13 protein-coding genes are annotated in these 12,535 nt (G+C 68.1%); 3 read left to right on the top strand and 10 right to left on the bottom strand.

Features of this window, described 5'->3' with window-relative positions; translation table 11 throughout:
* The first annotated feature begins 9 nt into the window (after nt 1-9).
* Nucleotides 10-477 carry an SRPBCC family protein gene (locus SK803_RS29700; protein WP_319969437.1) on the top strand — a complete coding sequence of 156 codons (468 nt, stop codon included), beginning with the start codon at nt 10-12 and terminating at the stop codon, nt 475-477.
* Here the strand turns inward: SK803_RS29700 and SK803_RS29695 are convergent.
* The 4 genes from SK803_RS29695 to ileS all read right to left on the bottom strand — a co-directional run bounded on the left by SK803_RS29695 (nt 450) and on the right by ileS (nt 6,608).
* A complete protein-coding gene (locus SK803_RS29695; protein ID WP_319969436.1) occupies nt 450-1,430 on the bottom strand; it encodes a hypothetical protein in 981 nt (326 codons plus the stop codon). The two genes, SK803_RS29700 and SK803_RS29695, sit on opposite strands and share 28 nt — an antisense overlap.
* 91 nt (nt 1,431-1,521) lie before the next feature.
* On the bottom strand, nt 1,522-2,460 hold the full coding sequence (locus SK803_RS29690) for a hypothetical protein (protein ID WP_319969435.1): 939 nt from the start codon (nt 2,458-2,460) through the stop codon (nt 1,522-1,524).
* On the bottom strand, nt 2,457-3,386 hold the full coding sequence (locus tag SK803_RS29685) for a hypothetical protein (RefSeq protein WP_319969434.1): 930 nt from the start codon (nt 3,384-3,386) through the stop codon (nt 2,457-2,459). Before SK803_RS29685 ends, SK803_RS29690 begins: the two co-directional genes overlap by 4 nt.
* 117 nt (nt 3,387-3,503) lie before the next feature.
* Nucleotides 3,504-6,608 carry an isoleucine--tRNA ligase gene (ileS, locus tag SK803_RS29680; protein ID WP_319969433.1) on the bottom strand — a complete coding sequence of 1,035 codons (3,105 nt, stop codon included), beginning with the start codon at nt 6,606-6,608 and terminating at the stop codon, nt 3,504-3,506.
* A gap of 255 nt (nt 6,609-6,863) precedes the next feature.
* Between ileS and SK803_RS29675 the strand changes: the two genes are divergently transcribed.
* Together SK803_RS29675 and SK803_RS29670 are read left to right on the top strand one after the other, a co-directional pair.
* Entirely contained in the window at nt 6,864-7,208 is a 345-nt protein-coding gene (locus SK803_RS29675) for a DoxX family protein (RefSeq protein ID WP_319969432.1), read from the top strand.
* Nucleotides 7,205-8,356: an AfsR/SARP family transcriptional regulator gene (locus SK803_RS29670; protein ID WP_319969431.1), complete on the top strand. Its 1,152-nt coding sequence runs from the start codon at nt 7,205-7,207 to the stop codon at nt 8,354-8,356. Before SK803_RS29675 ends, SK803_RS29670 begins: the two co-directional genes overlap by 4 nt.
* 203 nt (nt 8,357-8,559) lie before the next feature.
* On the opposite strand, the gene SK803_RS29665 is transcribed toward SK803_RS29670, so the two are convergent.
* The 6 genes from SK803_RS29665 to pgeF all read right to left on the bottom strand — a co-directional run bounded on the left by SK803_RS29665 (nt 8,560) and on the right by pgeF (nt 12,338).
* Complete coding sequence (locus SK803_RS29665) at nt 8,560-9,045, bottom strand: hypothetical protein (protein WP_319969430.1); 486 nt, start codon at nt 9,043-9,045, stop codon at nt 8,560-8,562.
* Nucleotides 9,046-9,060: 15 nt separating this feature from the next.
* On the bottom strand, nt 9,061-9,876 hold the full coding sequence (gene wag31, locus SK803_RS29660; RefSeq protein ID WP_319969429.1) for a DivIVA-like cell division protein Wag31: 816 nt from the start codon (nt 9,874-9,876) through the stop codon (nt 9,061-9,063).
* Between the two features lie 47 nt (nt 9,877-9,923).
* Nucleotides 9,924-10,199: a YggT family protein gene (locus tag SK803_RS29655; RefSeq protein ID WP_086669288.1), complete on the bottom strand. Its 276-nt coding sequence runs from the start codon at nt 10,197-10,199 to the stop codon at nt 9,924-9,926.
* A gap of 18 nt (nt 10,200-10,217) precedes the next feature.
* On the bottom strand, nt 10,218-10,871 hold the full coding sequence (gene sepF / locus SK803_RS29650; RefSeq protein ID WP_319969428.1) for a cell division protein SepF: 654 nt from the start codon (nt 10,869-10,871) through the stop codon (nt 10,218-10,220).
* A gap of 67 nt (nt 10,872-10,938) precedes the next feature.
* Entirely contained in the window at nt 10,939-11,637 is a 699-nt protein-coding gene (locus SK803_RS29645; RefSeq protein ID WP_319969427.1) for a YggS family pyridoxal phosphate-dependent enzyme, read from the bottom strand.
* Complete coding sequence (gene pgeF, locus SK803_RS29640; RefSeq protein ID WP_319969426.1) at nt 11,634-12,338, bottom strand: peptidoglycan editing factor PgeF; 705 nt, start codon at nt 12,336-12,338, stop codon at nt 11,634-11,636. Before pgeF ends, SK803_RS29645 begins: the two co-directional genes overlap by 4 nt.
* Nucleotides 12,339-12,535 lie beyond the last annotated feature (197 nt).

Here is a 12,535-nt window from a genome sequence, read left to right as displayed (position 1 = left end):
GGGAACATCATGATCAAGAACGTCCACACCCGAGACCTCGGCGTGCCGGCGGGCCCGTTCGTCGGCCGTGTCCAGGAGCTGTGGCCGCCCGCGTGGGGCAAGCAGGAGTTCGACCGCCCGTTAGGTGTCGGAGCCGACGGCGGCCACGGCCCGATCCGCTACCGCTGCACCGAGTTCGTCCCCGGCGAGTCGATCACCTTCGCCTTCACCGAAGCCAAGGGCACGCACACGCTGTCCGCCTCTGGCACCGTCCTGCGGCACGAGCTGATCGGAGACTTCGACCTCAAGAGCCGGCTGCGCTGGGCGTTCGTCGTCCGCTGGCTGCACGACGCGTGCCTGGAGGACCTGTTCGACGCGTGCGAACGCGCGGCAGGCCGCGAACCCGCCGCACCAGCCCGGTGGTCGCTCTGGGTCAGGCTGGTGCGGCGCGCGTTCATGGCGATGAACCGTCAGCCGCAGCGGGAGACCGCCGGGTGACCCGTGTGGGCCGAGTCGGGCACGGAGCCGTAGACGTCACCGTTGTCCGCCAGCAAGGTCCCCCAGATGCCGGTGGGGGTGTCGATCTCACCCGGCACCCTCGACACGCCGTTGCGGACGTCCTGCCCCTGCCGCGCACCGAGCACGTGCCCCGACGCGTTCGCGTCCAGCGCCGAGTAGTACTCGGGGAACGAACGGACGATCTTGCCGTCCAGCCCCCATTCGACGACCACACCGATGTGCGATCCGCTGGGCTGCGACTGGCCGAAGATCCGGCCGTTCCTGATCACCTCAGCGTAGGTGGAGTAGTGCCCAGGCAACGGCTCCAGCTCCGTCATCACGCCGGCGGAGTTCCAGACGCGGCTGATGGTGCGGTTCTCCGCCCCGGTCTCCCGCGCGGCCACGTTCCCGTCGTCGTCGATGCCCGCGACGAAGCGGACGAGACCGTTGCGGGTGTCCGGGAGCTCCCTCGGCGTCGTCGATCCCACCGGCCACACCACCACGGGTCCGTACAGCGACGTCTCACTCGACAGACCCACGACGTCGCCGCGGTTGTTGATGCTCTCGCCCCACGTCTCGGTGCTGCCGGCCGCGGGCTGCATGCGCTCGGTGACGCCGTTGGTGATCCGGACCGTCCCGCCGGGACCTCCGTTGCCCATCAGGACACCGGAGTTGTTGACGTCGGCGACGCCCGTCTCCTGCGACGATCGGAAGGACCCTCGCAACTGCCCCTTGTACCAGGTGAACGTTCCGCTCTTGAGCCACGGGTGGAAGCCGTACGACACCACCCAGTCACCGTTGTCCGACCCGCCGATCACGCCGGCGGAGGTCACACCGGGTCCGACCGGCAGGTCCGTCGTGACCCAGTTGCACGCGGCGGCGTGCGCGGTGGGCGAACCCATCACACACGCCGCCAGGAACGCCGTGCTCACCGCCAGTGCTCTGCATCTCATCGCTGCCCCCTTCTCAGGCGACGACGAGACTAGGAACCGGCGCTCACATTCCGATCACGCCTTCGCGACAGCGACCTTCACCTGAACCTGGTCAGGCGCAACTCGCGCGAACCGGGTTGTAAGTGCCCTCGTTGTACGAGCCGCCGTACAACGACCCGTCGTCCGCGAACTCCTCGTACACCGCGGTGGCCGGCGGCTGCTCGACATCGCCATTGACGCGCCAAACGTTTGCCAGGTCGTCCGCGGTGCGACCTAACGCGTCACCGGACGACGTGATGTCCGTGGCATCGGCCGAGCCGGTCAGGGCGCGGACGACGTTGCCCCGCAGGTCCCACTCCACACCGACCTGGTCGGTCCAGCCGTCGCTGGCCGAGAACCCGATGATCCGGCCGTTGCGGATGCCGTTGACCCTGGTGTCGCTGTGCCCCCGCAGCGGCCGCAGGAGGGTGCGGACGCCGTTCTCGGCCCAGACGTAGGACAGCGTGGGCTCCTCGGCGAGGCCGTAGCGCCAGGCGGCCACCCGCCCCTGCTCGTCGATGCCCGCGACGGTCCAGCTGGCGTTGTCGTCCGTGCCGGAGACCGCCTGGGGCACCGAGGAGTCCGCCGGCCAGGTCACCATCTGGCTGCCGGAACGACCGACGGCCACACCGGCCGCGTTGATGGCGGCGGCCCACGCGGAGTTGGCGCCCGGCAACGGATCCAGCTCCACATCTCCCCGATGTGCCCGGCCTTCCGACGAGTTGGTCAGGACCGTGCCGGAGGCGTTCACGTCGTTCGGGAACTGGCCGGGCGCCAGCGGCACCGACTCCACGGAACCGTTGTGCCACAACAGAGCAACGTCCTGCCACGGCTGAGCCACACCCAGCCCCAGCACGTAGCTGCCGTCGGCGGCGGCACCGGTGATGGCCGAGAAGTTCGTGCTCGCGGGCAACGGCAGGTCTGCGGACGTCCACGTACATGCCGCTGCCGAAGCCGGAGCAGGCGCCAGCAGGGTCGAGGCGGCCAAAGCCGCGATCAGCAAGGTCTTCATCTCACACCGCCGGCGCAGTCGAGGAGGAGAGGAGTGGCCGGGCTGCCGCTGAGTGAGCCGTAGAGGTCGCCCTCGTCGGTCACCGAGACGAACGACGCGCTGCCGGGCACCGGAACCGAGCGGTCCGGGTCCTCCCACAGCTCGGTACCGCCCCAGTTCGCCCTGCCCAGCACGTGACCGTGCGAGTTCACGGCCAACGCCTCCGCCGCGAAGCTGAACGCACCGCTCACGTTGCCGGACACGTCCCAGCGCACGACCTTCGAGTCGGCGGCACCGACCGCGTAGTTGCCGCGCACCGCACGCACCTGCACATCGCCGAGCGACACGACGCCGGACGACCGGATCCAGTGCGCACCGGAAGCGGACGTCGCGAGCACCGAACCGTCATCGGCGATGCCCACCGGCTTCCATGACGCATCGGTTCCCGGAACCTGTTGCGGCACACCGGAACCAGCCGGCCACACCACGGGCTTGCCGGCAGAGAGGCCCAGCACGTCACCGCGTTCGTTCACGTCGAGCGCCTCGACCCGGTGCTCACCGGGTAAGCCCTGCAACGACTCGTACACCCCGGCCTGCCAGCGCGAAGCCGCCGGGAACGTGTACGCCGACAGGACCACCACACCGGACGAGTTCACGTCACGCGCCCACACGGTGTTGCGGGAGAACGACAACTGGTCGACCAGCTGCCCGCCCTTCCACACCAGCACCGTGGTGCCGTCGATGTGGCTGAACGACCCGTTGCCGACGGCGAACGAGCCCGCCCCGGACACCACCCCGGCGGACTGAACGGCAGGTGGCACCGGCAGCTCGACGAAGTCCCAGGATCCGCACACACCCGGATCAGCCGAGGCGGTGGCGGGCGCCACCACTCCAGCCGACAGGAGCAGTGCGCCCGTGAAGACGCGCCATCCCCCAGTCAGGACCATCGCAATCCCCCTTGCTAGTTGGCCTGGGATCGACCGTAGCGACGGGGTCTGACATTTTTCTTGAACGCACACGCCGCGGGGCCGCCGTCCGAAGACAGCGGCCCCGTGGCACTGCGATCACGCCTTTACGACAGCGACCTTCACCTTGACGCCGTCACCGACGGTGCCCTCGGCAGCACCCTCGCCGAACACCACCGACGACGTCAGCGTCTCCGACTGCACGAACTCCAGGTGCGGCTCGACGGCGGACCGCACCGCCTCCGGAAGCTCCAGCGTCAACGTGATCCGGTCGGACACGTCCAGCGCGGCGTCCTTGCGCGCCTGCTGCACCACGCGCACCAGGTCACGCGCGACACCCTCGGCCTCCAGCTCCGGCGTCACCACCGTGTCGAGCACGACGACACCGGCACCACCCGGCAACGCGGCCGTGGCGGCGGGATCCGTTGCCACCAAACGCTGTTCGTACTCACCCTCGAACAGCTCGACACCGGCGGCGACCACGCGACCGTCCACTTCGGACCAGTCGCCGGCCTTGACGGCCTTGATGACCTTCTGCACGTTCGGCCCGAGCCGCGGGCCGGCCGCACGCGCGTTGACGACCAGCTGGAACTGCCCGTAGGCGTCGACGTCCGTGGACAGCGACACCTCCTTGACGTTGACCTCGTCGCGCACGATCTCGGCGAAGTCCTCCAGCGAACCCGCCACCGGCGACGCGACCGTCAAGCGCGCCAACGGAAGCCGCACGCGCAGCTTGTTCGCCTTGCGCAGCGACAACGCCGTCGAGCAGACGTCACGCACCTCGTCCATCGCCGTCACCAGCGCGTCGTCCGCGGGCAGGTCCGACACCGACGGGAAGTCCGTCAGATGCACCGAACGCCCACCGGTCAGCCCGCGCCACACGACCTCGGCCGTGTAAGGCAGCAACGGCGCCGTCACGCGCGTGACGACCTCCAGCACGGTGTGCAGGGTGTCGATCGCGTCCTGGTCACCGTCCCAGAACCGCTGCCGCGACCGCCGCACGTACCAGTTCGTCAGCACCTCCAGGTACTCGCGCACCATCTGGCACGCACCGGAGATGTCGTAGACGTCCATCGCCGCCTGGACGTCGCGCACCAGGTCGTGCGTCTTCGCCAGCGCGTACCGGTCCAGCACGTTCTTCGAGTCGACGCGCCAGGTGCCCTCACGCCCGGAAGCGTTGGAGTACAAGGCGAGGAAGTACCAGGAGTTCCACAACGGCAGCACCGCCTGGCGCACAGCGTCCCTGATGCCGCGCTCGGTCACCACCAGGTCGCCACCGCGCAGGATCGGCGACGCCATGAGGAACCACCTCATCGCGTCCGAGCCGTCGCGGTCGAAGACCTCGTTGACGTCCGGGTAGTTCTTCAGCGACTTGGACATCTTCTGGCCGTCGTCACCGAGCACGATCCCGTGCGCCACGCAGTCGCGGAACGCGGGCCGGTCGAACAGCGCCGTCGCGAGCACGTGCAGCGTGTAGAACCAGCCGCGCGTCTGCCCGTTGTACTCGACGATGAAGTCTCCGGGGTAGTGGTTCTCGAACCACTCCGCGTTCTCGAACGGGTAGTGCACCTGCGCGAACGACATCGAGCCCGACTCGAACCAGCAGTCGAGCACGTCCGGGATGCGCCGCATGGTCGACTGACCACTCGGGTCGTCCGGGTTCGGCCGGGTCAGCTCGTCGATGAACGGCCGGTGCAGGTTGTCCGGGCGCACGCCGAAGTCGCGCTCCAGCTCGTCCAGCGACCCGTACACGTCCGTGCGCGGGAACTCGGGGTTGTCCGAAGTCCACACGGGCAGCGGCGAACCCCAGTACCGGTTGCGCGAGATGTTCCAGTCGCGCGCGTTCTCCAGCCACTTGCCGAACTGGCCGTCCTTGATGTGGCCGGGCACCCAGTTGATCTGCTGGTTGAGCTCGACCATCCGGTCCTTGAACTGCGTGACCGCGACGAACCACGCCGACAGCGCGCGCTGGATCAGCGGGTTCGCACACCGCCAGCAGTGCGGGTACGGGTGGTCGTACGTCTCGTGACGCAGCAGCAGGCCCGCTTCCTTGAGGTCGCGGATGATCAGCTTGTTCGCCTCGAAGACGTGCACGCCCGCGTACGGCGTCACCTCGGCGGTGAACTTGCCGTCCGGCCCGACCGGAACGACGACCTCGATGCCCGCCGCGTCCGTCACGAGCTTGTCGTCCTCACCGAACGCCGGTGCGATGTGGACGATGCCCGTGCCGTCGTCGGTGGTCACGTAGTCCGCGGTCAGCACCTGGTGCGCGTTCTCGCGGCCGACGAAGAAGTCGAACGGCGGCAGGTACTTCTTGCCGACCAGGTCCGATCCCTTGTAGCGGGCGACGACCTCGGGCTCCTCGCCCAGCTCACGCGCGTACGCCGCGACACGAGCCTCGGCGAGCAGGTACTTGTCGCCGTCGGAGCCCACAACCGTCACGTAGTCGACGTCGGGGTGCACGGCGGCGGCCAGGTTGCTCGGCAGCGTCCACGGCGTGGTCGTCCAGACCAGGGCCTTCTCGCCGGACTCGAGGCGCAGCGCCACCGTGACGGCCGGGTCCTGCCGGTCGCGGTAGGCGTCGTCCATCTTGGTCTCGGTGTTGGACAACGGCGTCTGGCAACGCCAGCAGTACCAGAGCACCCGGAAGCCCTCGTAGATCAAGCCCTTGTCCCACAAGGCCTTGAACGCCCACATGACGCTTTCCATGTAGTCGAGGTCGAGCGTCTTGTAGTCGTTGTCGAAGTCGACCCAGCGAGCCTGCCGCGTCACGTACTCACGCCACTGGTCCGTGTACTGCAACACGGACGTGCGGCACGCCTCGTTGAACTTCTCGATGCCGAGCTCGTCGATCTCGTGCTTCTGCGTGATGCCCAGCTGCTTCTCGGCCTCGTACTCGGCCGGCATGCCGTGCGTGTCCCAGCCGAACCGGCGCTCGACGTGCTTGCCGCGCATCGTCTGGTAGCGCGGCACGACGTCCTTGACGTAGCCGGTCAGCAGGTGCCCGTAGTGCGGCAGACCGTTCGCGAAGGGCGGTCCGTCGTAGAAGACGAACTCTCCTCCGCCGTTGTCGCCGACCGGGTTGCGGTCGATGCTCGCCTGGAAGGTCTCGTCGTCCTTCCAGTACCCGAGCACGTCCTGCTCGAGGTTCGGAAAGGACGGCTGCGCCGGGACCTCGTTCTGTCCGGCCCTGGGGTAGGCCATCTCCACTGCTCCTCGCGGTCAGATGTGACACGCGAGGACGACACGCCGATGTGGCTCGGCGGGCCGCGGTACCACCCCGCTTGCTCACCTCGGGGGTGAGCCTCTCGTTCTTCGGCTGTGACGGGCCGGTCCCGTTCGGTTCTACTGAGGTTCAGATCGAACGTCGAACCCGTTCTTCCGAAGGCTCCCCGGTGATGGCCGGATCGGTGCCTGTAGGTACAGGGTACGGATGCGCGCAAACCGTATGCTCGCCGGATGACGTTGACCATCGCGTTGTCGATCGTGCTGGCCCTGCTGTTCGTGGCGACGGGCGCGGGCAAGCTGTTCGGGGCGAAGGCGTCACTGGAGGCCCGCGACCACTTCCGGATGAACCCGGCGCTGTGGCGCACCATCGGCGCGCTGGAGTGGGCGGGCGCGGCCGGCCTGGTCGTCGGCCTGGTCACGTGGGACTGGGTGGCGCACGCGGCCGCCGTCGGGCTCGGGCTGCTGATGGTCGGCGCCACGATCACCCGGTTGAGGTACGACTCGAAGCCGACCGGCGTCGTCGTGGACCTGGCGCTGCTGGCGTTGCTGATCACCCTGCTGTTCCTGGACCGGTGACGCACACCTTCCACGTCCTCGGCACGCCAGAGGTCCGGCGCGGCACCGCCGTCGTCGAAGTGGGTCACGCGCGCCAGCTGAGCGTGCTGGCTGTGCTGCTCGTGGACGTCAACCAAGTGGTCAGCGTCGACAAGCTGCTCTCACGCGTGTGGGGCGACGCACCACCACGGCAGGCCAAAGCAGCGCTCTACAGCTACATGTCCCGGCTGCGAACCGCACTCGACGGCATCCCGATCGTGCGCCGCTCCGGCGGGTACGTGCTGGAAGCCGACCCCGAGACCGTCGACCTGCACCGCTTCCGCGCCCTCGTCGCCGACGGCAACCACGGTGAAGCCGTGGCACTCGTGCGCGGCGAACCGTTCGAAGGCCTGCACGGCGCCTGGTTCGACGGACTCCGCGAAACCCTGGCCGGCGAGATCACCGCCGCCGAACTGGACCACACCGACGCCAGGCTCGCCGCAGGCGAGCACCGCACCCTCATCGCCGAACTGACCGCGCGCACAACCGAACGCCCACTCGACGAACGCCTGGCCGCCCAGCTCATGCGCGCGTTGATCGGCGCCGACCAACGGCAAGAAGCACTGGCCCACTACTCACAACTGCGACACCGGCTAGCAGACGAGCTGGGCCTGGACCCCGGCCCCGCGCTAAGAGACCTGCACGCGTCGCTCACCCAACGTCCACAGTGGAGCCCGCGCCAGCTTCCCCCACCGCCGTCGGACTTCACCGGCACGGAAGCGCAGCTGGCAGCCCTGGACGAAGGCCCGATCGTCACGATCACCGGCCCCGCTGGCACCGGCAAGACACGGCTGGCCCTGCACTGGGCACACGCCCACGCCGCCGACTACCCGGACGGCCAGCTGTTCGTGGACCTGAACGGCTCCGACCCGTCCGACGTCGTCCGCGAGTTCATCACCGCTCTGGGCACAGCCCCGGACGGCATCCCACCCGAACCACACGCGCAGACAGCGCTCTACCGCACGCTGCTGGCAAACCGGCGAATGCTGATCGTGCTCGACAACGCCGCCGACACCGCACAGGTCGTCCCATTGCTACCGGGAACGCCGAGATGCCGGGTCGTCGTGACCAGCCGGGAACGCCTACCGGGCCTCGTCACCGCCCACGGCGCCCGCCCCGTGGTGCTCTGAGCAGATCCACTCAGGGGGAACGCCTACCGGGCCTCGTCACCGCTCACGGTGCTAGCCCCGTCGTCCTTCAGCCGGCGCACGGCCTCGTCCTGGAGGGCCTGAACGGCTGCTTCGCGCTTCTTGAGCCACCGGTGCCGGCTGGTGCGAGCCTCGACGACGTCCTCGACGGTAGGCGCAGTCCTCGTAGATGTCGCCCGGCTGGATCAGGCGGAACGACTCCGGCGAACAAGCGCCGCGTCGGGCATGCAGACGCCACACGGCGTGAACTGCAGTTGCCGTGCCTCCTGCACCGGGAGACCCAGCGTGGGCCTCCCGGCGAGCCAGGAGCACGAACTCAGGTGATACCGGGGCCGTTCGTCCAGCACCCGCACCTCATCCACCAGATCGGCCACGACGAGCAGGTCTGCCGCGTCGGTGTCCTCTTCCGGTGGTTCCTCGTCAGCGGGCGGCGTGTCGGCTGTCGCCGAAACCACTACCCGTTGATCATCAGCTACAGCTTGTTGATCTACACTCTGCGCGTCGGCAGCGGGGTCCCCCGGCCGCCGCCGCCACCAGTCCCAAGCGAGGACCAGGGCGGCGAGCACGCTCGCGCCCACTGACGACCACGCCCAGATCGTGTTGGACGTGGTCAACGCGGGCACCAGCAAGCCGAGGGCAGCCAGCACCAGAAGTAGAACTACGAAGAGCACCTAATGGACAGTAGTTCAGCCCGCTTCGGCGCGTGCGCCGAAGGAGTAACCCTGGGAACGACCCTCGGACGGAGCGGCCGGGCCGCGGTCCTGGAGGTCGCGCAGGGACGACTCGAGCATCGTCTTCAGTCGCGTGCGGTACTCGCGCTCGAACGTCTGCAGCTTGTCGATCTGCTTCTCGAGCGTGTTCTTCTCCTGGGTGATGTTGCCCATCACCTCAGCGTGCTTGCGCTGCGCATCCCGGTCGAGCGCGGTGGCCTTCTCACGGGCCTGCCGCTCAAGCGTCTCGGAACGCGTACGCGCGTCGTTCAGCATGGTCTCGGCACGCGTGCGCGCCTCGTTGACCATCGTGTCGGCCTTGGCACGGGCCTCGGAGAGCAACTGCTCCGACTTCGTGCGCGCCTCGGACAGCATGCCGTCCGCCTCGGCCTTGGCCTCACCGGTGAGCCGGTCCGCCATCTCCTGGGCGAGGCCCAGGACCTTGGCGGCCTGCACGTGGTGGTCTCCGCCACCACCGGGAGACGTCTGCTCCATCACGGACGGCGGCGGGACCGGCGCCAGGCGGCGCGGCTCCTCCACCGGCATGCGGCTCGTCACGGGGCCGGACGAAGCCTTCACACGGGCATCGTCGAGGTCAGCACGCGCAGTCTCGAGCTGCTGGTCGAGCTGTTCGACCTGCTGACGGAGGTCGTTGTTCTCCTCGATCAAGCGGGCCAACTCGCCCTCAACCAGGTCGAGGAACGCGTCCACCTCGTCCTCGTTGTAGCCCCGCTTGCCAATCGGCGGCTTGCTGAATGCAACGTTGTGCACGTCAGCGGGGGTCAACGGCATCGGATCACCTCTCGCACTCCTGGGCTGCGGTCATCCCCGGTTCCCCGTCACCTGGGATCTGCAACTTGCATCAAAATGATAACGAGCAGCCACAGCACAATAATCGATAGGTCCAGCCCGACCCCACCAATCCGCACAGTCGGGATCACCCGACGCAGTGCACGGACCGGTGGATCGGTGACCGTGTACACGGTTTCCAGCGTCACGGCTACGCCGCCCGCGGGGCGCCACTCCCTCGCGAAGGTCCGCACCAGTTCGACCACGACACGCGCGGTCAGGAACAGGGAGAACGCGAAGAGGACGTAGAAGATGACGAGACGGATCGGGTCCACGGGTCAACTCTAACCGTGGTTCCCGAACCCACCCTCCGCCAGCTTCCTGCGGTCCTCCGCCGTGACGTCAACGTTCGGCGGTGAGAGAAGGAACACCCTGCTGGTGATCTTGTCCATGGACCCGCGCAGAGCGAACGCGAGACCGGCCGAGAAGTCGACGAGACGCTTGGCGTCCGCGTCGTCCATGTCGGTCAGGTTGAGGATCACCGGTGTGCCGTCGCGGTAGTGCTCCCCGATCGTGCGCGCCTCGCTGTAGGTACGGGGGTGAAGCGTGGTGATGCGCGCCAACGGGTTTCCTACCGGTTCTGCGACCGGACGCAGCCTGCTCACGGGCTCGCGCTGCGGCTCGACGGCGAGCGCACCGTGCACCGGTGCGTCAGCAGACCAGCGCCGCGTGCTCGAGGGGCTGCCCCCGCGCCGCGACTCGGGCTCGTAGTCGTCCGACTCGTCGATGTCGGTCCGGTACCCGGAGCCCGGAAGCTCCGACCGTCCCGGCGTGAACACGCGGTTGCGCCGCGGGTAGGGGTCGTAGTCGTCGGCCTCGGCCGCGTACTCGGACCGGTAGTCGCCGTAGCGACCGCGATCGTCGTCGTAACCGGGGTCGTCTGCGTACTCGGCGGGGACCATCCCGAAGTAGGCCTTCAGCTTGTGCAAAGCGCTCATCCCAAGCCCCTCCTCCGCGAGTTCCCCACCTAGGGACGGTGCGGACGGCCCCGAGGTTCCCGACAACCTACGGCGAGGTTAGTCGCCGGCTGCCGAGCAACGCGGTTCCGACACGCACACAGGTCGATCCGTGCGAGATGGCATCTTCCAGGTCCGCGCTCATTCCCGCTGACACACGAGTAGCAGTGGGATGATCATCACGTAGCCCTGATACCACTGACGCCAACGCTTCAAACGCCTGCGAAGGGTTCATCGTCAGAGGCGCGACAGTCATCGCACCTCGGAGAATAAGATCACCCGAACGAGTGATCACGCCAGCCAGTTCCGCCACATCAGCAACAGCACACCCACCGCGAGACGTGTCGCCGTCAATGCTGACCTGCAGCAACACGTCCAACGTCTTACCCCTCACACGCGCCGCCGCAGCCAACGCCTCAGCCAGCCGAACGCTGTCCACCGAGTCGACCTGATCGGCCCACTCGACAACCGACTTGGCCTTGTTCCGCTGCAGCCGCCCGACCATGTGCCAGCGCGCGTCTTCGAGATGTCTCAACTGGCCGGCCTTCGCACTGGCCTCTTGATCGCGATTCTCGGCGAAATTCCGCAATCCAAGCCCGTAAAGCAGCTCGACATCACTCGCGGGCCAGGTTTTCGTCACCGCGAGCAACATCACTTCCGACCGCTCACGCCCCGCAACCTCACACGCCTTGGCGATGCGCTCCTCGACCTCAGCGAGGTTCTCCCGAAGCTCTTCCTCCCGGCTCACGGCTCGATCCAAACGACCGAGGCCAACCGACCGGTGGGCGCCTCCCGCCGGTGACTGAAGAGATCCTTCTCCTCAAACGTGCACCGCGGGTCAACCCCGATCTTCCCCACCCCGGCACTGCCGAGCTGGTTCCACAACCCGGCCCGCAAATCCAACGCGGGCGTGCCCTTCCGCGACTTCGACGCGCTCCCAGGCAGGTGCTTCTCCACGTCCCTCTGCATGTCGACGGGCACCTCGTAGCACTCGCCGCACACGGCAGGCCCCAACAGAACCTCGATGCGCTCCAGCTCAGCACCCTGGGCCATCATCGCCTTGAGGGCCTCGACCACCACCCCGACACGCGCCCCGACACGCCCGGCGTGCACCGCCCCGATCACCCCGGCCTCTTCATCCCCGAGCAACACAGGCACACAGTCGGCCGTCAGCACCACCAGCCCGAGACCGGCCTGTTTCGTCACAACCGCGTCGGTCGCCTCAAGCGGCTCGGCCTGAGGCCCGTCAACCGTCGCAACGGTCCGCCCATGCACCTGCTCCATCCAGACCAACCGCTCAGGCTCCAACCCGATGCCTTCCGCAAGCCGAGCCCGGTTGGCCACCACCGCCTTCTCGTCATCCCCGACATGATCGCCAAGGTTGAACGACTCGTACGGGGCCTTGGACACGCCACCGGAGCGGGTGGTCACAACACGACGAATGCGCACCCCCACACCCTAGTTCGCACCAACGGCCGCCCCTGGGCATGCCCCGATCGATCCGCCAACGCCGCAGGCGAGGCCCCACACCGATGGCGAAGCCGAGGCGACCCGATGGCGAAGCCGAGGCGCTCTTGGCTTGAAACGGGAGGTTCCGGTGGGTGGTCCCGTCACGAGTCGTGCCACAGCTCTCGCCGCGCACGAGG

Source organism: Lentzea miocenica, assembly GCF_033949945.1.
Taxonomy (GTDB): Bacteria; Actinomycetota; Actinomycetes; order Mycobacteriales; family Pseudonocardiaceae; genus Lentzea; species Lentzea miocenica.
Note: the sequence above shows the minus strand (reverse complement) of the source record. Positions and strands in the feature narration are given on the sequence as shown.

What these genes read in the sequence shown, in the direction of transcription:
- SK803_RS29700 (WP_319969437.1), top strand. Translation starts at nt 10, where the DNA reads ATGATCAAGAACGTCCACACCCGAGACCTCGGCGTGCCGGCGGGCCCG.
- SK803_RS29695 (WP_319969436.1), bottom strand. Translation starts at nt 1,430, where the DNA reads ATGAGATGCAGAGCACTGGCGGTGAGCACGGCGTTCCTGGCGGCGTGT.
- SK803_RS29690 (WP_319969435.1), bottom strand. Translation starts at nt 2,460, where the DNA reads ATGAAGACCTTGCTGATCGCGGCTTTGGCCGCCTCGACCCTGCTGGCG.
- SK803_RS29685 (WP_319969434.1), bottom strand. Translation starts at nt 3,386, where the DNA reads ATGGTCCTGACTGGGGGATGGCGCGTCTTCACGGGCGCACTGCTCCTG.
- ileS (WP_319969433.1), bottom strand. Translation starts at nt 6,608, where the DNA reads ATGGCCTACCCCAGGGCCGGACAGAACGAGGTCCCGGCGCAGCCGTCC.
- SK803_RS29675 (WP_319969432.1), top strand. Translation starts at nt 6,864, where the DNA reads ATGACGTTGACCATCGCGTTGTCGATCGTGCTGGCCCTGCTGTTCGTG.
- wag31 (WP_319969429.1), bottom strand. Translation starts at nt 9,876, where the DNA reads ATGCCGTTGACCCCCGCTGACGTGCACAACGTTGCATTCAGCAAGCCG.
- sepF (WP_319969428.1), bottom strand. Translation starts at nt 10,871, where the DNA reads ATGAGCGCTTTGCACAAGCTGAAGGCCTACTTCGGGATGGTCCCCGCC.